Below are 24,113 nucleotides of genomic sequence, written 5' to 3' on the forward strand. Positions count from 1 at the left end.
ATGCGCGAGCGATTGCCGCGACAGCCGGCTTCGGCTATTCCTCGGCGTCGTGCTCGATCACGAAACGCTTCAGATACGCGAGCACGGCGGCCTCCACCGCCCGATGATCGGCGGTGCTCTTCGAGCCCGCGTTCTCTTCGTCGCCGAACAGCGTGGAGGGTGCGTTGTGCACATCCACTTCCTGGCCTTCCCGGAAGACGCGAATCTCATGCACGTCTTCGGCGTATTCGGCGATCCAATGCACGCCTTCGATATGTGCGCCTGCACGAACGGTCGGTATCTTCATGGACGTCTCCCGCGGGTCGGACCAGCGCGCCAACCCTCAGGTACACCATACGCCGTCCAGCCGGCAGGCGCGAGCCCCGTCGGAGCGATTCATAAAGTCTGGGCGCAACTGGGCGCGTTAGGCGCATCTTTATCCAACATCGCTGTGCTGCGTGCAATTCCATGCGACGGGTGCAGGTTGGTCGACGCCCTCGGCACACGCGTTGCTGCATGACGAAGACACTCGCCCAACAGGAGAACTGTCATGCCCGAACAACGAACCCTCAAGCGTGCCCAAGCCGACAAGCGTGCCGGCAAGGCATCGAGTACCCAGGCCGGAGAATTCGTCAAGGAACAGGTCGACAAGGTGCGCGCCGGCAAACACGGCGTGAAATCGGCGAAGCAGGCGATTGCTATTGGTCTGTCGGAAGCGCGTCGCGCAGGCGTCGCCGTGAAGTCGCCGAAGAAGGGCACCACAAGCGAAGCGACCCGCAAGAAAGCCGATCAGGACAATGCGGCTGGCCAGCCCAAGAGCACGGCCAGAAAGCGCACGGAATCGAGCGCGAAGCGTTCGCGTGCGTCGTCCGATGCGCTGAAGCGGGAGGGGAGCGCCGGTGCCTCGCACGCGGCGCTGTCGAAGCAGACGAAGACAGCAGCGGCCAAACGTCCGGCAGCCAGCCGGTCAGCAACGGCCAAGAAAGCCGCCGCGACTAAGGGAGCGGCAGGCCGTTCCGCCGCAGCAAAAAAGGCCGCCCATACACGGGCTGCACGCGCGCACCGCTAACGCCCGCGCGTCATGTCATGGAAACCGGCGCGGCCCACCCGCGCCGGCTTCCGCCCGGTCTACTTACTGCACGGTTGCCAGCACCTCGCCCACCGTCTTGAAGAGGTGCGCGATCTGCTCTTCGTCGATGATGAGCGGCGGCGAGAAAGCGAGAATGTCGCCGGTGAAGCGCACCAGCACACCCGCCTCGAAGCATTTCACGAATGCCTCGTAAGCGCGCGCGCCTGGCGCCCCCTCACGCGGCTCGAGTTCGACGCCGGCGATCATGCCCAGGTTGCGAACGTCCTTGACGTGTTTCGCGTTGCGCAGCGAGTGAGCCGCGGCTTCGAACGTCGGCGCCAGCGTGGCGGCGCGCTCGAACAGGCCTTCTCGACGATACAGATCCAGCGTGGCCACAGCGGCGGCGGCCGCCGCCGGGTGCGCCGAATACGTGTAACCGTGAAACAGCTCGATCGCGCCCTGCGCGCCGCTGTTGACGATCGTGTCGTGGATCGTGCGGCTCGCGGCGACGGCGCCCATTGGAATCGCGGCGTTGTTGATCGCCTTCGCCATCGTGATCAGGTCCGGCGTCACGCCGAAATACTCGCTGGCCGTGGCCTTGCCGATGCGGCCGAAACCGGTGATCACTTCGTCGAAAATCAGCAGGATGCCGTGCTTCGTGCAGATCTCGCGCAGCTTCTGCAGATAGCCTTGCGGCGGAATCAGCACGCCCGTGGAGCCGGCCACCGGTTCGACGATCACCGCCGCGATCGTAGAGGCGTCGTGCAACGTGACGATGCGTTCGAGTTCTTCGGCGAGATGCGCGCCCCACGCGGGCTGGCCCTTCGAGAACGCGTTGTGTTCGAGGTTATGCGTGTGCGGCAGATGGTCGACCGCCGGCAACAGCGCGCCGGAAAAAGTCTTACGGTTCGGCGCGATGCCGCCCACCGAGATGCCGCCGAAGCCCACGCCGTGATAGCCGCGCTCCCGGCCGATCAGGCGCGTGCGCTGGCCTTCGCCGCGCGAACGGTGGTACGCGAGGGCGATTTTCAGCGCGGTGTCGACCGATTCGGAACCCGAGTTGGTGAAGAAGATGCGGTCGAGACCGGCGGGCATCAACTCGGCCACCTTGGCGGCCGCTTCAAAGGCGAGCGGATGGCCCATCTGGAAAGTCGGCGCGAAGTCGAGCGTGGACAATTGCTCGGTGATCGCGGCGATGATTTCCTCGCGGCCATGGCCCGCGTTCACACACCACAATCCTGCGCAGCCGTCGAGCACCTCGCGTCCGTCCGAACTACGGTAGTACATGCCCTTGGCCGATTCCAGCAGGCGCGGAGCGGCCTTGAACTGGCGATTGGCGGTGAACGGCATCCAGAAGGACGACAGATCGTCGATGACGGGGCGCGAAGTCATGGGTATCTCCTCGAAGTGGTCCCCCAAGGTGACTTGCATTGGGGCGTAGCGAAACTGTAGCGTTCGCGGTTTAATGGCGGCATAAACAGTTGGCGTAGTGTGATGCTAACTGTGCTGGTGAATTCGCGCTAACTGTGCCGCTGGAACTGATCATGATCGAACTAGAACTTGAGCGCGACCGACGCGCCGCTCCCACCCTCGTCGAGCAGGTGGTGCAGGGCTTCACGCGCGCCATCGAGGCGCAGTCGCTGCGCGCGGGCGCGCTGTTGCCGTCGGTGCGGCAACTGGCGCAGAGCCACGCGCTGAGCACCTTTACGGTGACGGAAGCGTACAACCGGCTGGTGTCGATGGGGCTGGTGGTCGCGCGGCGCGGGTCCGGCTATCGGGTGGCGGCGCGCACACAGCCCGCGCGGGTCGCCGCGACCGACTGGCAACCGCCCAGCCTCACGGCGACGTGGCTGCTGTCGGATGTGTTCGCCGATCATTCGGTGCCGATCAAGGCGGGCGGCGGCTGGTTGCCGAACGAATGGATCAACGAAACCGGCCTGCAACACGCCTTGCGCGCGATGAGCCGGGTGCCGGCGGCGCGCCTCGGCGATTACGGCCATCCGTACGGCTTCGCGCCGTTGCGCGAACGGATCGCCGAGCAGCTCGACCGGCGCGGCTTGCCGGTGGACGTCGACAACGTGCTGCTCACGCAAGGCGCGACCCAAGGGCTCGATCTGATCGTGCGGACCTTGCTGCGCGCGGGCGACGCCGTCATCGTCGAAGACCCGGGTTATTGCAATCTGCTGCAGATTCTCAAGCTGGCCGGTCTCGACGTGCATGGCGTGCCGCGCACGCCGGCGGGCATCGATACCGAGGTACTGGAGGCGCTGGTCGCGCGGCACAAGCCGAAGGCGATCTTCGTCAACACTACGCTGCAGAATCCGACCGGCGCGACCTTCGGCATGTCGGCCGCGTTCCGCTTGCTGCAGATCGCCGAGCGGCAACGCATGTGGGTGATCGAAGACGATGTGAGCCGTGAGCTGGCGCCGTCGGGCGCGCCGCTCTTCGCGGCGATGGAGGGCCTGCAGCGGGTGCTCTATGTCGGCGGATTTTCGAAGACGGTGACGCCGGGACTGCGCTGCGGCTACGTGGTCGCCGAGCGCGCGGTGCTGCGCGAACTGGCGCGCACGAAGATGGCGGTGGGATTGACGTCGTCGGAAGCAATCGAGCGGATCGTCGACAAGGTGCTGCTCGAAGGACGCTACGCGCGCCACGTGGAAGCGGTGAACGAACGCCTCAAGCTGGCGCATGCGACGGTCGAAGAGCGGCTCGATTCGCTGGGCCTGGAATTGTTTCATCGGCCGCGCGCCGGTCTGTTTCTGTGGGCGCGCTTGCCGATCGAGCCCGCTCAGGCTGGCGACGTGGCGACGGCGGCGCTCAAACACGGTATCTGGCTGGCGCCCGGCTCCTACTTCCGTCCCGACGACGCGCCGAGCGCCTGGTTTCGTTTCAACGCGCCGTATTCCACCGACGACGCGTTGTGGCGCTTCATCGAACGGGTCGGGAAGGGCACGGTATGACCGCGCTCAAGCGGCGTGGCCGAGCAGCCGCAACGCGATCGGATACAGCGAGAGCACCAGCAGCAGCGCCATGCCGAGATTGAAGATGCGCAGGCGCTTCGGGTCCGACAGCACCGTGCGCATGGCCGTGCCGAAACCTGCCCACAGGCAGATGCACGGAAAACCGATCACATAGAAGACCGCGGCCATTGCGAGGGCATTCATGCTGTAGCTCTCGCTGAGGTGGATCGTCGTCGCGGCGGTCAGCACCATCATCCATGCTTTCGGATTGACCCACTGGAACGCCAGCGCTTCATGAAACTTCATGGGCCGACGCTCGCCCTTCTTGACCTTCAACTCGCCCGACGTGCCGATTTTCCACGCCAGATACAGCAGATAAGCCACGCTCGCCACTTCGAGCACCGTGTAGAGCACGGGGAAGTGAACAAAAGCTTCACCGAGGCCGATACCGATCGACAACATCAACAGGACGACGCCTGCGCTAATGCCCGAGAGGTGCGGCAGCGTGCGCCGGAAGCCGAAGTTGACGCCCGAGGCCAGCAGCATGGTGTTGTTCGGACCGGGGGTGATCGAAGTCACGAGCGCGAAGAGAATGCCGGCGGGCAGCGCGCTGAGTGTGAGGTAGGACATGGGATGGCTCCGCTGACGGACGAGTGAACGTCGGATCATTCTAGTCAGGGCGGCCGGTACAGTACCGGTACGGAGCGTGAGATGCTGGCCGGTACGATCGAGAGGGCGATCGGTAGGAGACGGGCGTCGACCGCCCGCAAGGCGGTGGCCGACGCATTTGTCACTCGCGCTTACGGTGTGGGAAGCGGGTTGTCGAGGATCATCTGATTGAAATAGTCCACCACGCCGTGTTCGTTCGGACCGGCTGCGTCGCGCAACTGTCTGGCCGATTCCACCACCACTTCCGATGTCGCTTCTTCGAGGAGCTTCATCGTCTCTGCAATGAACGCTTCGGGCTGCATCGCGCGCGGATCGCCGCTTTTGAAGACCAGATCCGTGTCCACCCACGGCGGGGCGATTTCCAGCACCCGCACCGAGCTATTGCGCAGCGCAAAACGTTGCGACAGCGTGTAGGAGTGGATTGCCGCCTTGGTCGCCGAATACAGCGCCGACATGGCCATCGGGATGTAGGCGACAACCGAACTCGTGTTGATGATGGCGGATTCCGGCTGTGTCTTCAGATGTTCGACGAAGGCGCCGCTGACACGCACCGGTCCCAACAGGTTGGTGTTCACGAGGTGGACCGCCTGAGCATCGTCCAGGGGACCGGTGATGTCGTCGAACGGCATGATGCCCGCGTTGTTGAAAACGACGTTGAGGGTGGGATATCGAGCGATCAGCGTCCTCGCGACACGGGCGATCTGATCCGCGTTGGTGACGTCGAGCTCGATCGTGTCGATGCCCGGATTGGCCTTTGCTACTTCATCGAGCAACGCTTTACGGCGTCCGCTAATAATGACTTTATTGCCTTTGCGATGAAGTGCCTCGGCCAGACCGCGGCCGATTCCCGATGCGCCGCCAGTAATGAAGATGGTGTTGCCGCTGAGTTTCATGATGTCCACGCCGTTCAAAGAATTTGATCTGGAGAAAATAGCGAGGGCTTATGCCTCGAATGCTTTGCGATTGGCGACAACAAATGCCTCGACCGTCTGCGGTGACTGGCCGGTGATCCGGTGAACCACATCGTTCATGCCGGCGAAAATGCCGTTCTGGTAATCGACCGCCACCTCTTCGAAGTGCTGAATGATGAATTCCGGCAGCTTGTACGATTCCAGATGCTTGCGATATTGCTCGAGGGTCGATGGGCTATAGACAACTTTGCGCCCGATCACTTGACCCACCACTTCGGCTATCTGCCGATGGTCCATTTCGACGGCGCCGTACAGCGGATAAATCTTGCCGACGTGCTCGGCGGGATGGGTGAGAAGCGCGGCAATCACACGAGCCTGATCTTCGGCGCCGATCGCCGCGTGACGACCTTCGCCGTACGGCAGCGTGATCTTGCCTTCGTTCACGATGGGGTCGCGCACCCACGGAAAGGTGAGCCATTCCGAGAAGAAGGTCGGACGGATATGCACGGTCGGCACGCCGGACCAGTCGAGCACGCGCTCCGCAATCCAGTGATCGCGTGCGGCATGGCTCTTCGCGTTTTCGCGCGCCGAGATCTGAGACATGTTCACGACGATGTCGAGGCCTGCCCGGCGAGCGGCGTCGGCGAAATAAGCGGTGGCCTGGATGAATCCCGGGCTCACCGGATAGCACAGGTAGGCACCCGCGACGCCGTCGGTCGCCCGAATGGCGTCGTCGTGTTCGAGCAGATCGCCGACGATGACTTCCGCGCCGGTTTGGCGAAGTGCGTCGGCGCGCGCGTCTTCCGTGTGGACGAGGGCACGAACCGCGTGACCGCTCCTGATGAGATGCTCCACGGTGTACACACCCGTCTTGCCCGTAGCTGCAGTGACCAGATATTTGCGCTGCTTCATGATACGAAACTCCATTCGAAAAGATGTGCACTCCTGGGAGTGCGAGAGAGGCTCACTCCGTCGTCAGTATTTCAACGGCGGGCATATCGTTAGTCTGTGTATATGCACATAAATGAGCGAAGGGAAACGGGATCACAGCTACCCGCTGCGGTCTCTAAAGTGTCTTGAGGCGTTCTCTTACAATTTCAAGCACGGACGCCGAAGCATCAGGATCGGCGATGACCCGCGCCATCGTGATAGCGCCGATCATGGTCGCTACGGCGAATATCGCTTCCGAGCGAGCGGATTCCGGCTGGCCGGGTTCGAGGCCCTTGGCGATGACGCCGACCATGTCGTCGAATCCTTTCGCTGCAATTTCACGTGTCGGCAAGTCGGCGCGTGCCAGTTCGCTGCCCATGCCGGCTAGCGGGCAACCTTCTTCAGGGTTGTCGCGATGGCCGGTGGAGACGTAGCTGTCCACGATGGCGTTGAAACCTTCACCGTCGTCGCGCTTCGTGGCGGCCTCGAATGCTTCGGTAACCGGCCCGAAACCGGCTTCGCAAGCTTCCGCGACCAATTGATCCTTGGAACCGAAGTGGCGGTAAAACCCGCCGTGGGTCAGTCCGGCCTCAGCCATCACTTCCGCCACGCCGGTAGCTTGAATCCCATTGCGCCGAAATTGTCGAGCTGCCGTCTCGACGATGCGCCGGCGAGTTTCTGCGGTTTCGGTTTTCGACTTTTTCATGGCCGTCCTTGCTCCTTCGTTTTCCTGTTTTAGATTGTATGTATCATCTTTAGCGAAATCAAGAAGATTTTTGTGGAGCCGGCAGGACGGCTGTGTACGCCTGCTTCGCCGCGCTTTGCTCGCGGCATGATTGCCCGGTCAGGCGCGCTCTCGCCACGTCGAGAATCCGGCCGGACACGGCTGGGTCATTGACGATTCGTGCCATGGTGACCGCCCCTATCATGGACGTGACCGTAAACAGTGCGCTGTCCTCGGAAACTCCGCCGTCCATCGATCCTTCGCGTCTGGCGACGATCTCGATCAATTCCAGAAACCCCGTCGTCGCCGCACGACGCGTATCCGCATCGGCGCGAGCCAGCTCGCTTCCCATCGAGACGAAAGGGCAGCCGGCCAGACTGTCGTCGTGATAGTCCGCCGAAAGAAATTGTTCGAGGTGGTCGAGGAAGGCTTCGGTACCCCCTTCGGCGGCGATCTCCGCCGAATCGACGAGCACATCCACGCCGGCCGCGCACGCCTCGGCGATCAGTTGATCCTTCGAATCGAAGTGGCGATAGAACGCGCCATGCGTCAGTCCCGCCGCAGCCATGATTTCCGCCACGCCCGTCGCGCGAATGCCGTTGCACCTGAACGCATCGGTAGCGACTTCGACGATCCGTTTCCTGGTCTCGGCTGCTTCTGCTTTCGACTTTTTCATATCGCTTGCTCCTTCTGGCCACATTCATCGGGTAACAGAAGCGCCAGCCCGACATCACCATCATAGCAAAATAGATGATGCATGCAATCTAACCTTGACTTTTTAGATTATGACTATTATCTTAAGTCCAGATAGTGCCAACTAGTCATCTAACCTGTGTTTTGCCGACGATCTGTTCGGACGGGTTCAGAGAACGAGTCGACGCGCCGGGCGCAGCGCTGCGTGTGTTCTTCAGCGGTGCACACGTCTCCAACATTGAACGAGGAATGCAATGAACGACAGCCTTTACCGGTCTGGAACCGGAACGATTGCCCCCGAACGAAAAAACCGACGCCGTAGCACGGTCCGACTCGGGACGGCCGCGGCGCTGATCGGGCTTGCCGTGGCGGGCGCGTTGGCGTGGCGTGCCAACGGGCACGCCGCGAGGGCCGTCGCGACTGCGCCGTCTGCCCCGCCGGTTACGGTCAGTGCGCCGTTGCAACGCAATATCGAGCAAAGGCTTGGGTTTCTCGGCCAGTTCTCGGCGGTGGAGCGGGTGGAGTTGCGTGCTCAGGTCGGCGGCACGCTCACCGGCATCCACTTCAAGGACGGCGACATCGTTCATAAGGGCGATCTTCTCTTCGAGATCGACCCCGTCCCCTATGAAATCAAATTGAGTCAGGCGAACGCGCAACTCGAAAGCGCGCATGCCCGGCTGGATCTGGCGACCCGCGAACTGACGCGCGCTGAAACGCTGAAGAGCACCGACGCCGGCACTGCGGAGAACGTGGAGCAACGCGCGGCAGAAAAGCAGGCTGCGCAGGCTGCCGTGGACGATGCGAAGGCGCGGGTTCGCGACGCCCAGTTCGACCTGGACCGTTGCAAGATCAGCGCGCCGTTCACGGGCCGCATCGGCACCCATCTGGTGTCCACGGGTAACCTGGTGGCAGGCAGCCGGGCGGCGAGCAGCCCCACGACTTTGCTCGCCACACTCGTCTCGCTCGATCCGGTCTATCTGGACTTCGATATGAGCGAAGGGGAGTACATGACCTTTCTCCGCGCGCGCGAGCAGCAAAAGAATCAGTTGGCGAACAGCGTGGATATCTCGCTCAGCGACGAAACGAAGTACACGCATCAGGGCACCCTCAATTTCGTCGACAACGCGCTCGATCGATCCAGCGGGACCATCCATGCCCGCGCGACGGTTCCCAACGCCGATCTGCTGATGACGCCAGGCGGTTTCGCCCGGGTGCGCCTTGCCGTGTCGATGCCGCAGGCGGCCTTGCTGGTGCCGGACGCGGCCGTGGTTCAGGATCAGTCGAACCATATCGTTCTGACAGTTGGGCCGAACGACGTCGTGACCCCCAAGCCTGTTGAACTCGGCGACATGCGCGGCGGCTTGCGTGTGATCCGTTCGGGTCTCGCGCCCACCGACAAGGTGATCATCGAAGGTCTGCCCACGGCCATGCCGGGGTCCAAAGTGTCCCCTCACGCAGGGTCGATTCAACCTGCGTCCGATCAAGGCTAAGGACGAGTCCAATCATGAAACTGGCTCATTTCTTCATCGATCATCCGCGCTTCGCCGCGGTGCTCAGTATCTTCGCGACGCTGTTCGGCCTCGTGGCGCTGACTTTCTTGCCGGTCGCGCAATACCCGAACATCGTTCCACCGACCATTCAGGTCACGGCAGGCTATCCCGGTGCTTCGGCCGACACGATCGCGCGAACGGTCGCCACACCGCTCGAACAGGCGATCAACGGCGTCGAAAACATGGACTACCTGAGTAGTCAGTCGACCAGCAACGGCGTCATCACGATCACCGTGACGTTCAAGATCGGCACCGACATGAACATCGCGCAGATGCTGACGCAAAACCGGGTGCAGGACACGCTGTCGCGTTTGCCCGACGAAGTTCAGCGGCAGGGCGTGCAGGTCAAGAAGACTATCCCTGCTGTTCTGCTCGGGATTCATCCGTATTCACCGGACGGTTCTCGCGATGCCCAGTACGTCTCGAACTACATGATCCTGCACGTCAAGGACGAAATCGCGCGGCTCCCGGGCGTGTCCGACCTGACGTCGACGGGTGAGCGACAGTTCGCGATGCGTATCTGGGTCGATCCCGACAAGGCAGCGGCGCACGACATCAGCGCGAGTGAGATTCTGACCGCGCTCAGGGCGCAGAACGCCCAGGTCTCCGCAGGGGTGCTGAATCAGCAACCGGTGCGCAGCAGCGCGGCATATCAGATCAACGTCGAAGCACTCGGCCGGCTTACCACGTCCGAACAGTTCGGCGACATCATCGTGAAGTCGGACGATCAGGGACACGTCACGCGTATTCGCGACATCGGCCGCGTGGAGTTGGGCGCGACGGACTACGGCAGCATCGCTTACGCCGACCGCAGTCCGTCTGCGCCGTATTGGGTGTTCGCCGTGCCGGGGTCGAACGTGGTCACGGTGGAACACGAGGTGCTCGACAAGATGGCGGAGCTCAAGAAGAGCTTTCCGCCGGGCATGGATTACAAGATCGTCTACGACCCGACGACTTTCGTCAGCAACTCGATCGACGAAGTGGTGAAGACGATTTTTATCGCGATCCTGCTCGTGGTGGGTGTCGTCTATGTGTTTCTGCAAAGCTGGCGCGCGACGATCATCCCGGTCATCGCTATCCCTGTTTCGCTGGTGGGGTCGTTCACCATCCTCGCGGCTCTCGGCATCTCGATCAACAATCTGTCGCTGTTCGGTCTGGTGCTGGCGGTGGGTATCGTGGTGGACGATGCCATCGTGGTGGTCGAGAACGTCGAGCGGAACATGCGTCTGGGCATGTCGCCCCGCGATGCCGCTCACCGGACGATGGACGAAGTGTCGGAAGCTTTGATCGCCATCGCGTTGACGCTGTGTGCCGTGTTCGTTCCCGCGGCTTTTATTTCCGGCATCTCAGGCCTCTTCTTCAAGCAGTTCGCGACGACGATCGCCGCATCGACGGTAATTTCCTGCTTCGTCTCGTTGACGCTGAGTCCGGCTTTGTGCGCGATTTTGCTCAAGCCGCACGTCACGGGTGACGCGCATGTCGAACCGCGTGGCATCAACCGGCTTGTTCAAGGGGTATTCGGTCGCTTCAATCTTGGCTTCGAGTGGCTGTCTACCAGCTATGGGCGTATGACGAAACGCTTCGTCCGCGCGACGTCGCTCATTTTGGTCGTCTACGCAGTGCTGATCTCGATCACGGGTTTCCAGTTTTCGAAGATGAGCACCGGCTTCATTCCGGAGCAGGACCAGGGCTATCTCGCGGCGGTGGTGCTCTTGCCGCCCGGATCAAGCCTGGATCGGACCGACAAGGCGGTCCGCGAAGTGAACGAAATCATGTTGAATACCCCCGGGATCGAACACACGTCGCCGCTGACCGGCTTCGACGTGACGACGCAGACCAGCGCGCCGAACGCCGGAACGGTCTACATCGGCTTGCCGTCGCTGTACGGCCATCACATTCCCGGCGTCAACGCTGCGGTGATGATGCAGAGACTGCGTGAGCGTCTGAAGGTGGTGAACGATGCGTACATCATCGTCGTTCAGCCGCCGCCGGTTCAAGGCCTCGGCAGTGCAGGCGGCTTCAAGTTGATGCTCGAGGATCGCGGTGGCCTGGGTCCCGATGCCTTGGCCAAAGCAACCAGGTCACTGGTAGCGGCCGCTAACAAGGACCCGGTTTTCGGCGGCGTATTTACGGTGTACAACGCGGACTCGCCTACTATTTACGCGGACGTCGATCGTTTGAAAGCGGAGAAAGTCGGGCTGACGCCAGGTGACGTGTTCTCGACACTTCAGCTTTATCTTGGATCGCAGTACGTCAACGATTTCAACTATCTCGGCCGCACCTATCAGGTGTTTGCTCAGGGCGATGAGTCATTCCGTCAAACGCCGGAGGATATTCTCCGCTTGAAAGTGCGCAATACGGCGGGGCAGATGGTGCCGATCGGTACGGTTGCCACGCTGACTGACCGCACCATGCCGTATCGCATTCCGCGCTACAACCTGTACTCCGCAGCTGAGGTGCAGGGCGCAGCGGCACCGGGCGTCGCGTCCGGTACGGCGCTCAAGCGAATGGAAGAACTGGCTCAGCAAGTCCTTCCGCCGGGCATTGCGTATGAATGGACGGACCTCGCTCACCAGCAGCAACAGCAGGGCACACCGACACTGGCGATTTTCGGTGCCGCGGCTCTGTTCGTCTTCCTCGTATTGGCGGCGCAGTATGAAAGCTGGAAGATGCCGCTGTCGATCGTGCTGATCGTGCCGATGTGTTTACTGGCTTCGTCTACTGGCTTGCATATTCGCGGGATGCCGATCGATATCCTCGCGCAGATCGGATTCGTCGTGCTGGTCGGGCTCGCGGTCAAGAATGCGATTCTGATCGTGGAGTTTGCGCGTCAGCGTGAAGACGATGGAGTCGATATAGAGAAGGCAGCAGTCAGCGCCGCGCAGACGCGCTTGCGTCCCATCCTGATGACGTCGTTCGCTTTCATCATGGGGGTGGCCCCGCTCGCGGTGGCAACCGGCGCTGGCGCGGAAATGCGTCAATCGTTGGGGACGGCCGTGCTGTTCGGGATGATGGGCGTCACGGTCTTCGGCCTGTTGTTCACGCCGGCCTTCTACACCTTCGTCCGCAAGCTGGGTGGTCAAAAGAGCGCCGAAGTGTTCAGTGAAGAGATCACGAGCGGGAGTGCAAAATGAATCGCATTGTTCCCATGATGTCGAGGACTGCACTGGCGAGTCTGGTGCTCGGACTGAGTCTGGCCGGCTGCGCTGTGGGTCCTGACTACCAGGCGCCAGCACCGCAACTTGCGGCGTTTCACAATACTGTCGGGGCGAGCGCGAAAGAGGCGGCACGAACACCGTCGCTCGATCAGTGGTGGACGGGCTTCAATGACCCGATGCTCGTCAAGGTCGTGCAGCGTGCGTTATCGGAGAATCTGGACCTCGCGTCGGCATTCGCACGAGTACAACAGGCGCGCGCGGCGGCTTCGGGCGCTGGTGCGCAGTTGTTGCCGACGGTCGATCTCGGTGCGTCGGCCACTTACGAACACCAGAGCCTGCGCGGGCCAATCGGTTCGATTGCTTCCAGTGATCCGGGTTATGCCCGAGGCACGCACGAGTACACGGTCGGGCCTGCCGCCAGTTGGGAAATCGACCTTTCCGGTGGGTTGCGGCGTGGCGCTACCGCCTCGCGTGAAGAAGCCGAAGCCGCGGAGGCCGATCAAGCGGGCACGCGTGTCACGGTCGCCGCCGATGCGGCCGATGCGTATCTGCAAATCCGGGGCTATCAGGCTCGTCTGGCGGTTGCCGAAGACCAGGTGCAGACTGACGAACACTTGCTGAGTCTGGTGCGTAACCGGTACAACGCAGGTTCGGCGACCGGGCGGGAGATCGCTCAAGCGGATGCTTTGTTGAAGCAGGCGCGCGCGAGTATTCCTCCACTTCGGATCGGCCTGGAGTTGCAGTTGAACCGTCTGGATGTCCTGATGGGCGCTCAACCCGGAACCTACGCCCAGGAACTTGGCGCGATTCAGGCTATTCCACTGGTTCCGGGTATCCCCGGCGATGACAAGCCCGTCGACATGCTGCGCCGGCGCCCCGACATCATTGCCGCCGAACGGCGTCTGGCCGCCTCCAACGAACGTATCGGGGCAGCGATCTCGGACTACTATCCGAAGATCTCGCTGTCCGGGGCACTCGGGTTCGACAGCCTGAGTCCCGGACATCTGTTCACAGGCTCGGCGTTTCAGGCGGTCGGCGGCGGTGCACTGCGTTGGCGGCTGTTCGACTTCGGCAAAGTCGACGCCGAAGTGGCGCAGGCCAAGGGCGCAAATGCAGAGGCTCTGGCGGTGTATCGTCAGGCGGTTTTGCATGCGGCCGAGGACGTGGAGAACTCGCTGATCGCGCTCTCGCAAACCCAGATTCGTGTCGATGCGGTGCAGGAGCAGGTCGACGCACTGGTCAAAGCGCGCGATCTGTCTGAGCAGGCATACCGGGCCGGATCGATCACCCTCACCGACGTGCTCGATGCCGATAGTCAACTGCTTACGGCGAGAGATGAACTCGACTCGAATCGCGCCGATGCGGCGAGGGCTGCGGTGGGAGTTTATCGGGCGCTCGGCGGTGGTTGGGAGCCGGAGGCCGTACCGGCGAAGCGCAACTCTTAGCGCTTCCAGTCCGCAAAACCTTTCGACACGAACGGACTCTGTCGCCGACAGGCGACGGGGTCATTCGTTAAGTGGGCGAATTGGCCACCGCCTGACTCATTTGATGAGTTGGAGCACGTCGCGAAATTGCGGGTGCTGACTTGAACGCAGCCATTCGAACGCCACCATTTCAACGGTTGCGATCTCCGCGCCCGCCTTGGCGAGTCGATTGATTGCCGCATCCCGATCTGTCGATTTGCGCGCTCCGACCGCATCGCTGACCAGTGTGACCTGCAGGCCGCGGTCCAGCAGTCCCAACGCCGTCTGCAGGACACAAACGTGCGCTTCGCAGCCCGCCAGCACGATTCTGCTGCGGGCCATAGGGAGCTCGTCGATGAGCCCGTCTGAACAGGCGTCAAAGTGATTCTTGGCCACCGTGTTCGAGCAGAGTGCCCGAATGTCTTGCAGGTTATTGCCGAGCCGGTCTGGCCGCTGCTCAGTGCCGATGACAGAGATGTCGAGAAGTCGTGCAATTCGACCGAGGCGAACCGCCTGCGCCACGACCCGCGTTCCATTCTCGATTGCCGGCATGAGTCGTTCCTGCAAATCGACCAGCAACACAATTGAATTCTCTGCACTGTTCAACATATCGAGCTTACCTTGTGAGCGGCGTGACGCTACTTTACCGCTTGCGGCGCGGTGAAGGAGCCCAGTTGATCGTACGACGGGAACTCAGCTTTCGAAAGGCGCATGATCGATCAGATCGCAGACGTTCGGGCAGTCGAAACCGTGCACGTGGCGGCGCGCAACGTCGGCCAGTCCCGAATCCGGTGCGGTCAGGCTTCCGATAGTGATAGGCGTAGTCATACGATCTTCCTGAAATGGAACCGACGAGGATTTCAGTGTAGTCAGATTGAGCATGGCGAAAATGACTGTTTCCAGTTGATTTGTGACGGAATAATTTCTTGTCTGAGCGATTGCAAGACATGACTGGATGCCCGTCGGGCAACGATGCACTGGCGAATGGCGCAGCGCCTCGCCGAACGCTATCCGAAGATACGGGTTGATGCGGCCCCGATCTGGGTGAAGGACGGGAATGTGTACACGTTAGCCGGTGTCTCGGCAGGAATCGATTTCGCGCTCTCGTTAGCGGCTGAAGATCCTCGCGACAACGTCGCTCTGGAAATAGCGAAGAATCTTGTTCGGTTTCTCCGTCGAGCTGCCGGACAGGCGCAATTCAGTGTTTCACTGCGGTCGCAGCAAACGTCGAACTCAGACCTCGACGAGTTGTGTGTGGATCAGTGAGCGTCTGGAGGCCGACCTCACAGTCGCCATTCTGGCAAGCCGATTGCGGATACCGAAGCGTGGACGTGTTGCGAAAGGTGTTCATGCGTCGCGTTGGGGGTAAGTCCGAGAGAATACGCGAGCCGATTTACGTGGGCTTGGCGAGAGCGTCAATCAACGATTCCACGCCTTGAATCCAGGGGTTTCTGAACTGTCGCCAACGATTCGCGTTGACAAGTGTGTAATTGCACACTAGCATTCGATTCAACACTTCTCCGTTGGCTGAGATTGACTTTGGCAGATAGGGAAGCTCATCGGTTTCCCTTCACATTAAGGAGTAGATCCATGTCAGACCACAACGGAGATCGCCACCCGTTCCTCGACGACCTGACCGCTGACGCGGTGTTGAGTAGCACTATCATGCGTCGTTCGGTTTCCGGGCGCGAGAACATCAAGAAACTGGTTGCGGCAGTTGGGTCGGTGTACGAAACCCAAACACCGCTTTACTTGGGGAGTCTTGGTAATCGAAGCCTGTTGCAATATGAAGCAGTCCTCGACAACGGCAAGGCAATTCGTGGTGTCGCAGTCGTCGAGCGGAACGAGGCCGGCGGCGTCGAACACGTCAGTGTGACATTTAGTCCGCTGGATTCCGCGCTGTCACTCTCCGCGCGGGTCGGGTCGTTACTGGAGCGGGAGTTGGGGGAAGGTCTTTTTCTTTGACGGCGGATTTGACCGTCGAGCCAATGACGCCGACGCAATACCTGTTTTTTACCCATAGTCCATGTGGAGTATGGGAACCGAAATAAGCACCGAAAATCGCAGGAGATTGACCATGCAGATCAAAAATTCAGTCGTGTTCGTGACAGGGGCGAGCCGCGGGCTCGGCCGGGCATTTGCCCGTGAGGCACTTGCCCGAGGAGCGGCGAAGGTCTACGCCGGCGTGCGCAATCCGGAAGGCTTCGATGAACCCGGCATCATCCCCGTCAAGTTCGACGTGACGGATCCCGAGTCGGTCGCGGCGGCAGCAAAATTTGCTTCCGATACCACGTTGCTGGTCAACAACGCCGGCATCGCCGAAGTAACGGAAAGTCTGTTCTCTGTGAACACGGAAGAACAGTCGCGCCGTTTCTTCGAAACGAACTACTATGGCGTGATGCGTACGACCAGCGCGTTTCAGGCGCTTCTGCCGAACGACGGAAAGGGCGGCATCATTAACGTGCTCTCGGACGCGACATGGAGCGTGATTCCTTTTCTGGCTCCGTATGCGGCATCCAAGGCGGCGGCCTGGAGCTATACCAACAACGCGCGCGCCGTTTTGAAAGAGCGCGACATTCAGGTAGTCGCTTTACATGTGGGCCTGATGGATACGGATCTCACGAAGGCTTTTGATGCTCCGAAGTCGAGCCCGGCCGATGTCGTGCGTCAAACTTTTGACGCACTCGAGTCCGGCGAAAGCGAAGTGCTGGCCGATGCCGGCACACGTGCGTTGAAACAAACGCTCTCGGCGAAAGTCCCGGCTTATATCGACCCGGCAGCCCGCTAAGCCGCATAGGCAATCTGCTGGCATCGGCTCTTTTAAAGAACGCCCCCGCGATGAAAAAGGCCAACACACCAACCTTGACTGACCTTGATGGTCCGGATCTGTGCTTTTGCCTTGCGGGGCGACGTAGCGCGCGTTACGTCGCGCGCATTTACGAAAGTTTTTTAGAGCCGGCGGGCATTACGTCTTCCCAGTTTTCCATCCTGTCGATTCTCGACTATTACCCTGGCATGACGGTGGCAGAGCTGGCCGATAAAATGGAAATGGATCGTACGACGATAGTCCGGGCCTTGAAGCCTCTGAAAGACCAGGGCTTCGTCGTCGAAGGTGATGAAAAGCGAGGTCGCGCGGCGATCTTGCAGGTCGGTCCATCCGGAATGGACAAGCTCGACGAGAGCCGTCCCTATTGGGACGCGGCACAACTGGCTTTCGAAGAGAAAGTTGGAAAGGGGATTGCTGCGCGGTTTCGCGAGATGGCGATATCCGTCATCTCGCGCTGAGTTTTTTTGTGACTTGAACATCTTACTAGGGAACGGCAATGCCTCTTTACGACTACCAGTGTGATGCGTGCGGAGTCTTTGAGGTGATGCGCAAGCTTGCCGAACGGGACGACCCGGTGCGTTGTTCGCGCTGCGACGCGCTTGCCGGGCGTATCCAGACATCGGCATCGCTTCTGCTCGGATCGGGCGGGCAGTCGTCCGAATCGCCTGAAGGTGCAGGGGCGTACGGCATGCGTCACCGCTTCGGATGCGGGTGCTGCTAGGCCGCGACAATTGCATGCCGTACAACGCGCGACAACCATCTGGCTGCCATCGCAGCGCAGTTCCTCAAGCAGCCGGCGCAGGCGGGGCATCCGAGGTGTATTTGCGCAAGCGCTGCGAAAGCAGATGAGAAGGCCGCTCGATCATTCGATAGAACGCGTAGCTAATGGCAAACGCCAAGGCCACCTGCACGAACCAGGCAAAGCGGGATGTGCCGTCGAATTGAGTCATTTCCAGAAGCGAAAGTGCCATCTTGTGGCAAAGATAGAGGCTATAAGACCACGCGCCTAAGGCAGCGAGTTTCGGCCATACGGCGGCGTCGGAGGGCGTGACGGTCTCCGTCGCGATCCAGATTGCGGCCAGGAACTGAAAAAACGGAAGCGTGATGTCCGGCGTGACGATCGGCATGAATGCCGGTTTGAGATTCGATCCGGACAGCAGGATCATGACGAACGCGCCTGCCATCACAACCGTCACCCTTAGCGCGACGAGGTGGTGCGCGAGCAACCGGGTGCTCGCAGCGAGGCCGCGAGTGATGAGCATGGTTAGGGGCGAGTAGGCGCCACGAACCTTGAACTGCGCCTTGTTGCGCTGCATTTCTGCGATCAGGCATCCAGAAATCCACCCGGCTGCATACAGCAGAGCGGTACCGGGAACGCCGTAAGTCTCGATCACGCAGCTATGGCACACCGGATGCCCGACGAGACGAACCGCTGCCACCATCACGCCAGCCGCAATCGTGCTGCCCACGATCATTTCGCCCAGGTATCGGAAGCGCATACGCATGAGCGGGTACACGGCGTAATACACCATTTCGCAATAGAGCGACCAAAGCACGGACTCGAGATAGTTTTGTCCCGTGGGAAGAGGCTGGACGAGACATAACAGAATGACCAGCGGCAATCCGATGCGGACGAACCTGGACGCGTAATAGTTGATCGGTTTGAGTGTGACGTCTCTTTGATAGGCGTTATGGATGCAATAGCCTGAAATGACAAAGAAAACGATGACGGCGGCGGGTCCGGCAAACAGCGCTGTCGATCCTGACCACAGTGCGTTGCCCAGAAAGGCCAGCCGATGCGGCAACAATTCTTTAAACAGGGGCGGCCGGAAGTGGTACATCAGGACCCACACAGCCGCAAGGAACCGGATGGCATCGACCTTGAGGGACTTCGTCAGATTCGCGGACGCTAACGGATTCGATGCGCTTGCCATGCTGTCCCCTCCTTATTCGGTTTGTGACGATTCTGCCTCCGCTAAACGTGAAAAAAATCGAAAACAATGGTGAAATTAATGCCTTGAAGAGATCATCAGGGGAACGCTTCAGATGCTCGACTCCGCTTTTTTTCTAACCGATTCGCCATACATGTCCAATTAACGAGATTGGAGGCACACCATGCGGCAGGAAGCCATTCTTGAAACGCTGAATGCACACTGGCACGCCTCGGCGGCCGGCGATCTCGACGCAGAACACGACATTTATGATGTGGATGCCATCTGCGAATACCCGCAGTCAGGTGAGCGAATCCATGGGCGTGCCAATTTGCAGGCACTGCGGGCTCATCATCCGGGCAAACCATCGGGGTTCGCGGTTAAGCGAATTCAAGGGCAGGGTAATCTCTGGGTGACGGAATACGCCATCAACTATCACGGGCAGGTGGCTTACACGGTCAGCATCATGGAGTTCCGCGACGGCAAGGTTGTCCATGAAACCCAGTACTTCTCGGAACCCTTTGAAGCGCCGGCCTGGCGAAGTCAATGGGTTCAGCGGGACGCGTAACTATGCCAATCCGACCAAAGCGCCGCAGTTCAGCGCAGACGGGGCGCTGCTGCTATCAGGCTGCGCAGGAACACCATGATCATATGGCCGATGGGTACCTCGGACAGCATTGATCTCTGGAGTGCAAGACCTTGAGAAAGCCCCATGAACGAAGCGGCCAATACGCTCGGCGCTTCGGGCGGCACTCTTTTCATCCTGCTGAAAATCTGCTCGATGCAATAGGCGAGGCCGTCACGATGGGCGTCGAGCAGCGCCTGTGAGGCGCGGGCAAAAGCGGGGTTGCGACGCCCCTGCAGCGTAAATTCCACACCCAATACAGACCACTCGGGCTCCGCATCGAGTGTCTGCGCCCAAGCCTCCAACGCGGCCAATATGTCGTCCGCTGACGCTGACGGATCACTCAGCGTTCGGGCGATATCAGTCACTTGCGCCTTCGAGCGCTCCTGCATCAGTTCGACGAAAAGATCTTCTTTGCTCGTGAAATTCGAATAGAACGCACCCTGCGTATAACCTGCCTCGTTCGCGATATCTCTGAGCGAGGTCGCGCCGAACCCTCTCTCCACGAACAGCCGCTTGGCCGCCGCAAGCAGATGTGCGCGCGTCTGCAGACGACTTTCTTCGCGAGTCAGCCGTGTAGGTGGGGTCGTCCTGTTCATGACCCGAAGGATATCAGTTGATATTTAAAATCCCGTTCGATATTATTACGATTTCATTTCATATGTCAGTTGATATGTGAAGTGGAGTGGCGTGGGTTGTGCCGGGAGCCCAATGCAATAACCGGGTCGTGTACTACGGAAAGCGAACATGAGCAGCAGGGTAAAGACGTTGAAACAGCAACTCGCGCAACTCGATGAGCGGATATCCGTGGCTTGGCAACAGGAGCAGAAGGCGGCTATCGAACATGTCCGCCAGGTCATGAACTTCTTCAACCTCGTGCCAAACCAGTTGCGGGTCGACCGTCGCGGCACCTATAACACCACGCCGCTTCAGGTGAAGTATCAGGACCCCGCCACCGGCGCGACCTGGAGTGGGCGTGGGCGCGCACCGTCGTGGATCCGGAATCGCAGCTACAACGATTTTCTCATCGGGTCGTCCGGCAGCGCCGGGCCCAGGAAGCGTCGGTAGACATTCGAGCTCGCACTGACTCGGTGACGATGCGGGAACGCAATGCGCCGAACACATGGATCGAGCGCTTGCGTTCCCACAGTCTCTTCGATCAATCGAACCTGGCCAGGTCCTGGAAAATCAATTGGGCCCAGGTGTTGCCTCGGGCCTGGATGAGCCGGCCTCCCTCATCGATCTTGCCGAGCGCGACCGGCGCGAAGCCGAGTCGATCGACGAGTGCCGCCACCGAGTCGCTTGCCGCCTCATCGTCGCTTGAAATAAACACGACCCGGCGGGCTCCATGGTGGGTCGTTGGCCCTTGCGCGAGGACTTCCGCCGGCAAGTGATTGAATGCCTTGACCACCTTCGCGCCCGGGAACGATCTGGCGAGGGCAGCGGTCGACGGCAACCCACCCAACTCTTCCGGCGGAACGCCGAACGCATTCGTGGCGTCGACCACGATCTTCCCTTGCCAGTTTTCCAGTGCGCGCCCGATTTCCCCATGCATGGCGAACGGAATGGCCAGGATGACGACGTCGGCCTCGATCGCGTCTTCGAGTTGCCGGGGGACGAGCGATGAACCGATCTGCTTCGCGCGCGCGTCCAGCGGACGCCTGCCGGCCACGGCGAGTTCGATGTCCCGATGGGCGAATGCCTGAGCGATGGCCGTGCCAATCTTGCCAAGCCCGATGATTGCGTAGCTCATTGAATTCTCCTTGATGGACGGAATGATCTCGATGCCGACTTCGCGTCTCAGACCTGAGCGATGCCGCCGTCGATCATCAGGTCAGAGCCCGTCATATACGAGCTCTGATCCGATGCGAGAAACAGCGCCGCGTTGGCAATTTCTTCGGCCCGGGCGAGTCGGCCGATCGGGACCATGCTCTGGTACATGTTCACCAGATCCTCGCGCGTCTCCGTCTGGGAGTCGAGAATCGGCGTGTCCGTCACACCGGGGCTGAGCATGTTCACGCGAATGCCGCGATCCTTGAATTCCGCAGCCCAGGTGCGGGCATAGGAGCGCAACGCCGCCTTGGTCGCGGCATAGGCGGTGTGGCCCGGAATGCCCATGCCGTGCATGGCCGACGAGACCAGCACGATCGATCCGCCGCCCGTCATCATCGGCAGCAACTTCTGCACGAGGAAGACCGGACCGCGAGCCATCAGGTTGAACGCCTTGTCGAAATGCTCCGGCGTGAGGGTGTCGATCGGTGCCTGCTCCGTAAAACCGGCGTTCGACACGACGATGTCGACAACGCCTTTTTTATCCCGAACGGTCGCGGCGACGCGGTCGAGGTCATCGAGGTTTGCGGCGTCGGCCTGGATCGCCGTGACGTTGCGTCCAATCAGTCTGACTGCCTCGTCCAGTTGAGCTTGCCGGCGGCCAAAAATAAACACGTGGGCGCCTTCGGCGACCAATCGCTGGGCGATGGCGAGGCCGATACCGGTTGTTCCGCCGCTAATGACGGCGATCTTGTCCGTGAGAGTGGGCATAAGGACCTTCTGTCGGTTCGTGAATGACAGAACCATGGTAATTGCCGTTCCGCACGACGATAATCCATGAATTTTTGATAAGATTTATGCTTCAATGGAATTGATCGGGCGAAAGGAAGTTCATGGACCGCTTTCACGAATTGAATGCTTTTATCGCCGTGGTCGAGGCGGGCGGTTTCTCCGCGGCGGCGCGCAGAACCGGCGATTCACAATCCGTCATCAGCAAAGCGGTCGGCGCGTTGGAGAAACGGCTCGGCGTGATGCTGCTGAATCGCAACACCCGCAGCGTGACGCTCACCGATCAGGGGCAGCGCTACTACGACCGGACAAAACCGCTGGTCGACGAGATGGACGAAGCCGACAGCGAACTGACGAGCAGTACGCTGGATACCTCGGGCCCGATCCGCATTGCCGCTTCCTCCACGTTCGGCCGCCTTCACATCCTGCCGCTGATACCCGAACTGTTGTCACGCAATCCGGGCCTTCAGGTCGATGTCGTTCTCTCGGACTTCGTGCGAGACATGGTGGAAGATCGAATCGATCTGGCAATCCGCGTGGGCCGGGTCGACGATCTTGACGCCGTCGTCAGGCGGGTGGCCGGCACACCGCTTGTCTGCGTCGGATCGCGGCGCTACTTCGACCAGCACGGCGTACCCAGGACCCCCGCCGAGCTGGTCGACCACAACTGCCTGTTGTATGGCGGTTTGACGGAATCGGCGAATTGGCCGTTTGTCGGACCGGAAGGGCGTTTCAACGTGTCCGTTCGCGGCAATCTGTCCTCCAACAGTGTCGAAACGATTCGCACGGGTGTTCTGGCGGGCGTGGGTATCGGCCTGTTTGCCAAGGTCTCTCTCGCCGACGAACTGCGCCACCCGGATGTGATGACGATACTCGACGAATTTATCGGCGAGGTCAGAGACATTAGCCTCGTCTGGCCGAAACGCCGCTTTGTCCCGACACGTGTGCGACGCACGACGGATTTTTTTGCGGCGGCCCTTGCCGAGCGTATTTAGGTCGAAGGCGTCACCGCGCGTCGGGATTTCTGCGTCGTTTGCCCGGTGTCCCCTTTGCCCGCTTCGAACTCCGGCTAAAGCGCTGCTCGACGACCGTCGCGCCCCATTGTTGCCCTTCGGCCTCATGCGTCAACGCGAACCCGACTGAATCGTACAGATGCCGCGCAGCATCGAGGCCTCTAAAGGTCCAGAGATAAGTCTGGTCGAAACGCTCGTCGACGAACTCCATCGCGCGACCGATCAACTGACGGCCAATTCCCGAACCGCGCAGCGAGTCGTCAACGATGAACCACCGCAGATGCGCAATCCGCGTCGCCGCGTCGCCATCGATAGCCAGCGAAGCCAACGATCGTCCGTTCTCCATATAGAGCCAGAGTGCCTTGTCGGAATGGGGCAAGGACTGCGCGAATTCCGCGAGTTCGGTTGCCACCTTGCGTTCAAAGAAGACGCCGAATCCCGAGTGCTTTGCATAGAAGCGCGCATGCAGGCTCGCTACGTCGCCGATACAACCAGGCCGATAGCCCTCGAATATCCGGCCCGCGCCGGTATCGCCTTTCGGCGTCGCGTTGCTGTCGTTGTCGTGTGCCAGAGCATCGGCGTAGAGGGAAAGCGATTTGACCAGCGTTTGCTGGTCGGCCGGTGCCAGGCGGCGCAATGCGTGCGATACCTGGTCGGTAGCAAACTGATCGATCCTGGTGCGCAGGCTTTGGCCGGCGTCCGTCAGATACAACTCCGACGAACGCGCGTCGTCGGTGGAAGTCGTGCGCGTGACAAGGCCAATCGACTCCAGTTTGGCGATTTGCCGGCTTGCATTTGATTTGTCCAGCCGCAGGATGTTGGCGAGATCGCGCGCCTGAATACCCGGCGAGGCACCGATTTCGATCACGGCATGAACGGCCGACGGGGCAAGATCGCTGTCGGCCAACGTGCTGCGCATGAATCCCAACTCGCGCACCAGCTTTCTGGAGAATTCCCGCAGGTCGAGAATGGTCCTTTCGCGCGTCTGCGCAGGTGCGTCGACGAAATCCATGGCAAGCCTCCATAAAGTTGCGCGTCGCAACCAATATACT

27 protein-coding genes are annotated in these 24,113 nt (G+C 60.6%); 13 read left to right on the plus strand and 14 right to left on the minus strand.

The genetic code is table 11. The features are described 5' to 3' along the window. Positions 1 to 34 precede the first annotated feature (34 nt). Positions 35 to 286: a hypothetical protein gene (locus FQ705_RS09810; protein WP_007178046.1), complete on the minus strand. Its 252-nt coding sequence runs from the start codon at positions 284 to 286 to the stop codon at positions 35 to 37. Positions 287 to 529: 243 nt separating this feature from the next. On the opposite strand from FQ705_RS09810, the gene FQ705_RS09815 reads away from it, so the two are divergent. Then, positions 530 to 1,048 (plus strand): DUF6496 domain-containing protein, encoded by a 519-nt coding sequence (locus FQ705_RS09815; RefSeq protein ID WP_144140255.1) that lies wholly within the window; start codon positions 530 to 532, stop codon positions 1,046 to 1,048. A gap of 63 nt (positions 1,049 to 1,111) precedes the next feature. Here the strand turns inward: FQ705_RS09815 and FQ705_RS09820 are convergent, their stop codons facing one another. Then, positions 1,112 to 2,440 (minus strand): aspartate aminotransferase family protein, encoded by a 1,329-nt coding sequence (locus tag FQ705_RS09820; RefSeq protein WP_144140257.1) that lies wholly within the window; start codon positions 2,438 to 2,440, stop codon positions 1,112 to 1,114. Positions 2,441 to 2,592: 152 nt separating this feature from the next. Here FQ705_RS09820 and FQ705_RS09825 point away from each other — a divergent pair, with 152 nt between their 5' ends. Next, positions 2,593 to 4,008: a PLP-dependent aminotransferase family protein gene (locus FQ705_RS09825; RefSeq protein ID WP_144140259.1), complete on the plus strand. Its 1,416-nt coding sequence runs from the start codon at positions 2,593 to 2,595 to the stop codon at positions 4,006 to 4,008. A 6-nt stretch (positions 4,009 to 4,014) separates the two neighbouring features. Here FQ705_RS09825 and FQ705_RS09830 read toward each other — a convergent pair whose 3' ends face one another. The 5 genes from FQ705_RS09830 to FQ705_RS09850 all read right to left on the minus strand — a co-directional run bounded on the left by FQ705_RS09830 (position 4,015) and on the right by FQ705_RS09850 (position 7,822). Continuing rightward, a complete protein-coding gene (locus FQ705_RS09830) occupies positions 4,015 to 4,638 on the minus strand; it encodes a LysE family translocator (protein ID WP_144140261.1) in 624 nt (207 codons plus the stop codon). Between the two features lie 170 nt (positions 4,639 to 4,808). Beyond that, positions 4,809 to 5,570, minus strand: coding sequence for an SDR family oxidoreductase (locus FQ705_RS09835; protein WP_144140263.1), 762 nt, complete (start codon positions 5,568 to 5,570; stop codon positions 4,809 to 4,811). Positions 5,571 to 5,618: 48 nt separating this feature from the next. Continuing rightward, positions 5,619 to 6,500 (minus strand): NmrA family NAD(P)-binding protein, encoded by an 882-nt coding sequence (locus tag FQ705_RS09840; protein ID WP_144140265.1) that lies wholly within the window; start codon positions 6,498 to 6,500, stop codon positions 5,619 to 5,621. A gap of 154 nt (positions 6,501 to 6,654) precedes the next feature. Next, positions 6,655 to 7,224 (minus strand): TetR/AcrR family transcriptional regulator, encoded by a 570-nt coding sequence (locus FQ705_RS09845; RefSeq protein WP_144140267.1) that lies wholly within the window; start codon positions 7,222 to 7,224, stop codon positions 6,655 to 6,657. Between the two features lie 58 nt (positions 7,225 to 7,282). Continuing rightward, positions 7,283 to 7,822: a TetR/AcrR family transcriptional regulator gene (locus FQ705_RS09850; RefSeq protein ID WP_409934689.1), complete on the minus strand. Its 540-nt coding sequence runs from the start codon at positions 7,820 to 7,822 to the stop codon at positions 7,283 to 7,285. 367 nt (positions 7,823 to 8,189) lie between these two features. On the opposite strand from FQ705_RS09850, the gene FQ705_RS09855 reads away from it, so the two are divergent. The 3 genes from FQ705_RS09855 to FQ705_RS09865 are packed head-to-tail and all read left to right on the plus strand — an operon-like array spanning position 8,190 to position 14,088. Further along, positions 8,190 to 9,425 carry an efflux RND transporter periplasmic adaptor subunit gene (locus tag FQ705_RS09855; protein ID WP_144140271.1) on the plus strand — a complete coding sequence of 412 codons (1,236 nt, stop codon included), beginning with the start codon at positions 8,190 to 8,192 and terminating at the stop codon, positions 9,423 to 9,425. A 14-nt stretch (positions 9,426 to 9,439) separates the two neighbouring features. Then, positions 9,440 to 12,619, plus strand: coding sequence for an efflux RND transporter permease subunit (locus FQ705_RS09860; RefSeq protein ID WP_144140273.1), 3,180 nt, complete (start codon positions 9,440 to 9,442; stop codon positions 12,617 to 12,619). Continuing rightward, positions 12,616 to 14,088 carry an efflux transporter outer membrane subunit gene (locus FQ705_RS09865; protein ID WP_144140275.1) on the plus strand — a complete coding sequence of 491 codons (1,473 nt, stop codon included), beginning with the start codon at positions 12,616 to 12,618 and terminating at the stop codon, positions 14,086 to 14,088. The genes FQ705_RS09860 and FQ705_RS09865 overlap by 4 nt, the downstream gene beginning before the upstream one ends. A gap of 96 nt (positions 14,089 to 14,184) precedes the next feature. On the opposite strand, the gene FQ705_RS09870 is transcribed toward FQ705_RS09865, so the two are convergent. After that, positions 14,185 to 14,715: an isochorismatase family protein gene (locus FQ705_RS09870; protein WP_144140277.1), complete on the minus strand. Its 531-nt coding sequence runs from the start codon at positions 14,713 to 14,715 to the stop codon at positions 14,185 to 14,187. 84 nt (positions 14,716 to 14,799) lie between these two features. Beyond that, on the minus strand, positions 14,800 to 14,934 hold the full coding sequence (locus tag FQ705_RS09875; protein ID WP_260854429.1) for a hypothetical protein: 135 nt from the start codon (positions 14,932 to 14,934) through the stop codon (positions 14,800 to 14,802). 156 nt (positions 14,935 to 15,090) lie between these two features. Here FQ705_RS09875 and FQ705_RS34030 point away from each other — a divergent pair, with 156 nt between their 5' ends. From FQ705_RS34030 to FQ705_RS09900, 5 genes are all read left to right on the plus strand, one after another. Then, positions 15,091 to 15,372, plus strand: coding sequence for a hypothetical protein (locus FQ705_RS34030; RefSeq protein WP_186307819.1), 282 nt, complete (start codon positions 15,091 to 15,093; stop codon positions 15,370 to 15,372). Positions 15,373 to 15,696: 324 nt separating this feature from the next. Beyond that, a complete protein-coding gene (locus tag FQ705_RS09885) occupies positions 15,697 to 16,071 on the plus strand; it encodes a hypothetical protein (protein ID WP_144140279.1) in 375 nt (124 codons plus the stop codon). Between the two features lie 112 nt (positions 16,072 to 16,183). Then, positions 16,184 to 16,894: an SDR family oxidoreductase gene (locus tag FQ705_RS09890; protein WP_144140281.1), complete on the plus strand. Its 711-nt coding sequence runs from the start codon at positions 16,184 to 16,186 to the stop codon at positions 16,892 to 16,894. Positions 16,895 to 16,944: 50 nt separating this feature from the next. Further along, entirely contained in the window at positions 16,945 to 17,391 is a 447-nt protein-coding gene (locus tag FQ705_RS09895) for a MarR family winged helix-turn-helix transcriptional regulator (protein ID WP_144140283.1), read from the plus strand. Positions 17,392 to 17,429: 38 nt separating this feature from the next. Beyond that, on the plus strand, positions 17,430 to 17,654 hold the full coding sequence (locus tag FQ705_RS09900) for an FmdB family zinc ribbon protein (protein ID WP_144140285.1): 225 nt from the start codon (positions 17,430 to 17,432) through the stop codon (positions 17,652 to 17,654). Between the two features lie 64 nt (positions 17,655 to 17,718). Here the strand turns inward: FQ705_RS09900 and FQ705_RS09905 are convergent, their stop codons facing one another. Beyond that, entirely contained in the window at positions 17,719 to 18,867 is a 1,149-nt protein-coding gene (locus tag FQ705_RS09905) for an acyltransferase family protein (protein WP_144140287.1), read from the minus strand. Between the two features lie 181 nt (positions 18,868 to 19,048). Between FQ705_RS09905 and FQ705_RS09910 the strand changes: the two genes are divergently transcribed. After that, complete coding sequence (locus FQ705_RS09910; RefSeq protein WP_144140289.1) at positions 19,049 to 19,432, plus strand: nuclear transport factor 2 family protein; 384 nt, start codon at positions 19,049 to 19,051, stop codon at positions 19,430 to 19,432. A 29-nt stretch (positions 19,433 to 19,461) separates the two neighbouring features. On the opposite strand, the gene FQ705_RS09915 is transcribed toward FQ705_RS09910, so the two are convergent. Then, positions 19,462 to 20,088, minus strand: a complete 627-nt coding sequence (locus FQ705_RS09915) for a TetR/AcrR family transcriptional regulator (RefSeq protein WP_144140291.1) — start codon at positions 20,086 to 20,088, stop codon at positions 19,462 to 19,464. A 148-nt stretch (positions 20,089 to 20,236) separates the two neighbouring features. On the opposite strand from FQ705_RS09915, the gene FQ705_RS09920 reads away from it, so the two are divergent. Beyond that, positions 20,237 to 20,557: an H-NS family nucleoid-associated regulatory protein gene (locus tag FQ705_RS09920; RefSeq protein WP_144140293.1), complete on the plus strand. Its 321-nt coding sequence runs from the start codon at positions 20,237 to 20,239 to the stop codon at positions 20,555 to 20,557. A 91-nt stretch (positions 20,558 to 20,648) separates the two neighbouring features. On the opposite strand, the gene FQ705_RS09925 is transcribed toward FQ705_RS09920, so the two are convergent. After that, on the minus strand, positions 20,649 to 21,242 hold the full coding sequence (locus FQ705_RS09925) for an NAD(P)-binding domain-containing protein (RefSeq protein ID WP_144140295.1): 594 nt from the start codon (positions 21,240 to 21,242) through the stop codon (positions 20,649 to 20,651). Between the two features lie 47 nt (positions 21,243 to 21,289). Further along, positions 21,290 to 22,030, minus strand: a complete 741-nt coding sequence (locus FQ705_RS09930) for an SDR family NAD(P)-dependent oxidoreductase (RefSeq protein ID WP_144140297.1) — start codon at positions 22,028 to 22,030, stop codon at positions 21,290 to 21,292. 122 nt (positions 22,031 to 22,152) lie between these two features. Here FQ705_RS09930 and FQ705_RS09935 point away from each other — a divergent pair, with 122 nt between their 5' ends. Continuing rightward, positions 22,153 to 23,043 carry a LysR family transcriptional regulator gene (locus FQ705_RS09935; RefSeq protein ID WP_144140299.1) on the plus strand — a complete coding sequence of 297 codons (891 nt, stop codon included), beginning with the start codon at positions 22,153 to 22,155 and terminating at the stop codon, positions 23,041 to 23,043. Positions 23,044 to 23,053: 10 nt separating this feature from the next. On the opposite strand, the gene FQ705_RS09940 is transcribed toward FQ705_RS09935, so the two are convergent. Then, positions 23,054 to 24,073, minus strand: coding sequence for a helix-turn-helix domain-containing GNAT family N-acetyltransferase (locus FQ705_RS09940; RefSeq protein WP_144140301.1), 1,020 nt, complete (start codon positions 24,071 to 24,073; stop codon positions 23,054 to 23,056). Positions 24,074 to 24,113 lie beyond the last annotated feature (40 nt).

The organism is Paraburkholderia sp. BCC1884, assembly GCF_900996225.1.
GTDB lineage: Bacteria > Pseudomonadota > Gammaproteobacteria > Burkholderiales > Burkholderiaceae > Paraburkholderia.

Coding starts and splice junctions, on each gene's coding strand:
- FQ705_RS09865 (WP_144140275.1), top strand. CDS start 12,616: ATGAATCGCATTGTTCCCATGATGTCGAGGACTGCACTGGCGAGTCTG.
- FQ705_RS09840 (WP_144140265.1), bottom strand. CDS start 6,500: ATGAAGCAGCGCAAATATCTGGTCACTGCAGCTACGGGCAAGACGGGT.
- FQ705_RS09855 (WP_144140271.1), top strand. CDS start 8,190: ATGAACGACAGCCTTTACCGGTCTGGAACCGGAACGATTGCCCCCGAA.
- FQ705_RS09925 (WP_144140295.1), bottom strand. CDS start 21,242: ATGAGCTACGCAATCATCGGGCTTGGCAAGATTGGCACGGCCATCGCT.
- FQ705_RS09810 (WP_007178046.1), bottom strand. CDS start 286: ATGAAGATACCGACCGTTCGTGCAGGCGCACATATCGAAGGCGTGCAT.
- FQ705_RS09815 (WP_144140255.1), top strand. CDS start 530: ATGCCCGAACAACGAACCCTCAAGCGTGCCCAAGCCGACAAGCGTGCC.
- FQ705_RS09820 (WP_144140257.1), bottom strand. CDS start 2,440: ATGACTTCGCGCCCCGTCATCGACGATCTGTCGTCCTTCTGGATGCCG.
- FQ705_RS09825 (WP_144140259.1), top strand. CDS start 2,593: ATGATCGAACTAGAACTTGAGCGCGACCGACGCGCCGCTCCCACCCTC.
- FQ705_RS09915 (WP_144140291.1), bottom strand. CDS start 20,088: ATGAACAGGACGACCCCACCTACACGGCTGACTCGCGAAGAAAGTCGT.
- FQ705_RS09835 (WP_144140263.1), bottom strand. CDS start 5,570: ATGAAACTCAGCGGCAACACCATCTTCATTACTGGCGGCGCATCGGGA.
- FQ705_RS09885 (WP_144140279.1), top strand. CDS start 15,697: ATGTCAGACCACAACGGAGATCGCCACCCGTTCCTCGACGACCTGACC.
- FQ705_RS34030 (WP_186307819.1), top strand. CDS start 15,091: ATGGCGCAGCGCCTCGCCGAACGCTATCCGAAGATACGGGTTGATGCG.
- FQ705_RS09920 (WP_144140293.1), top strand. CDS start 20,237: ATGAGCAGCAGGGTAAAGACGTTGAAACAGCAACTCGCGCAACTCGAT.
- FQ705_RS09845 (WP_144140267.1), bottom strand. CDS start 7,224: ATGAAAAAGTCGAAAACCGAAACCGCAGAAACTCGCCGGCGCATCGTC.
- FQ705_RS09890 (WP_144140281.1), top strand. CDS start 16,184: ATGCAGATCAAAAATTCAGTCGTGTTCGTGACAGGGGCGAGCCGCGGG.
- FQ705_RS09895 (WP_144140283.1), top strand. CDS start 16,945: ATGAAAAAGGCCAACACACCAACCTTGACTGACCTTGATGGTCCGGAT.
- FQ705_RS09905 (WP_144140287.1), bottom strand. CDS start 18,867: ATGGCAAGCGCATCGAATCCGTTAGCGTCCGCGAATCTGACGAAGTCC.
- FQ705_RS09935 (WP_144140299.1), top strand. CDS start 22,153: ATGGACCGCTTTCACGAATTGAATGCTTTTATCGCCGTGGTCGAGGCG.
- FQ705_RS09930 (WP_144140297.1), bottom strand. CDS start 22,030: ATGCCCACTCTCACGGACAAGATCGCCGTCATTAGCGGCGGAACAACC.
- FQ705_RS09940 (WP_144140301.1), bottom strand. CDS start 24,073: ATGGATTTCGTCGACGCACCTGCGCAGACGCGCGAAAGGACCATTCTC.
- FQ705_RS09860 (WP_144140273.1), top strand. CDS start 9,440: ATGAAACTGGCTCATTTCTTCATCGATCATCCGCGCTTCGCCGCGGTG.
- FQ705_RS09910 (WP_144140289.1), top strand. CDS start 19,049: ATGCGGCAGGAAGCCATTCTTGAAACGCTGAATGCACACTGGCACGCC.
- FQ705_RS09900 (WP_144140285.1), top strand. CDS start 17,430: ATGCCTCTTTACGACTACCAGTGTGATGCGTGCGGAGTCTTTGAGGTG.
- FQ705_RS09830 (WP_144140261.1), bottom strand. CDS start 4,638: ATGTCCTACCTCACACTCAGCGCGCTGCCCGCCGGCATTCTCTTCGCG.
- FQ705_RS09870 (WP_144140277.1), bottom strand. CDS start 14,715: ATGTTGAACAGTGCAGAGAATTCAATTGTGTTGCTGGTCGATTTGCAG.
- FQ705_RS09875 (WP_260854429.1), bottom strand. CDS start 14,934: ATGACTACGCCTATCACTATCGGAAGCCTGACCGCACCGGATTCGGGA.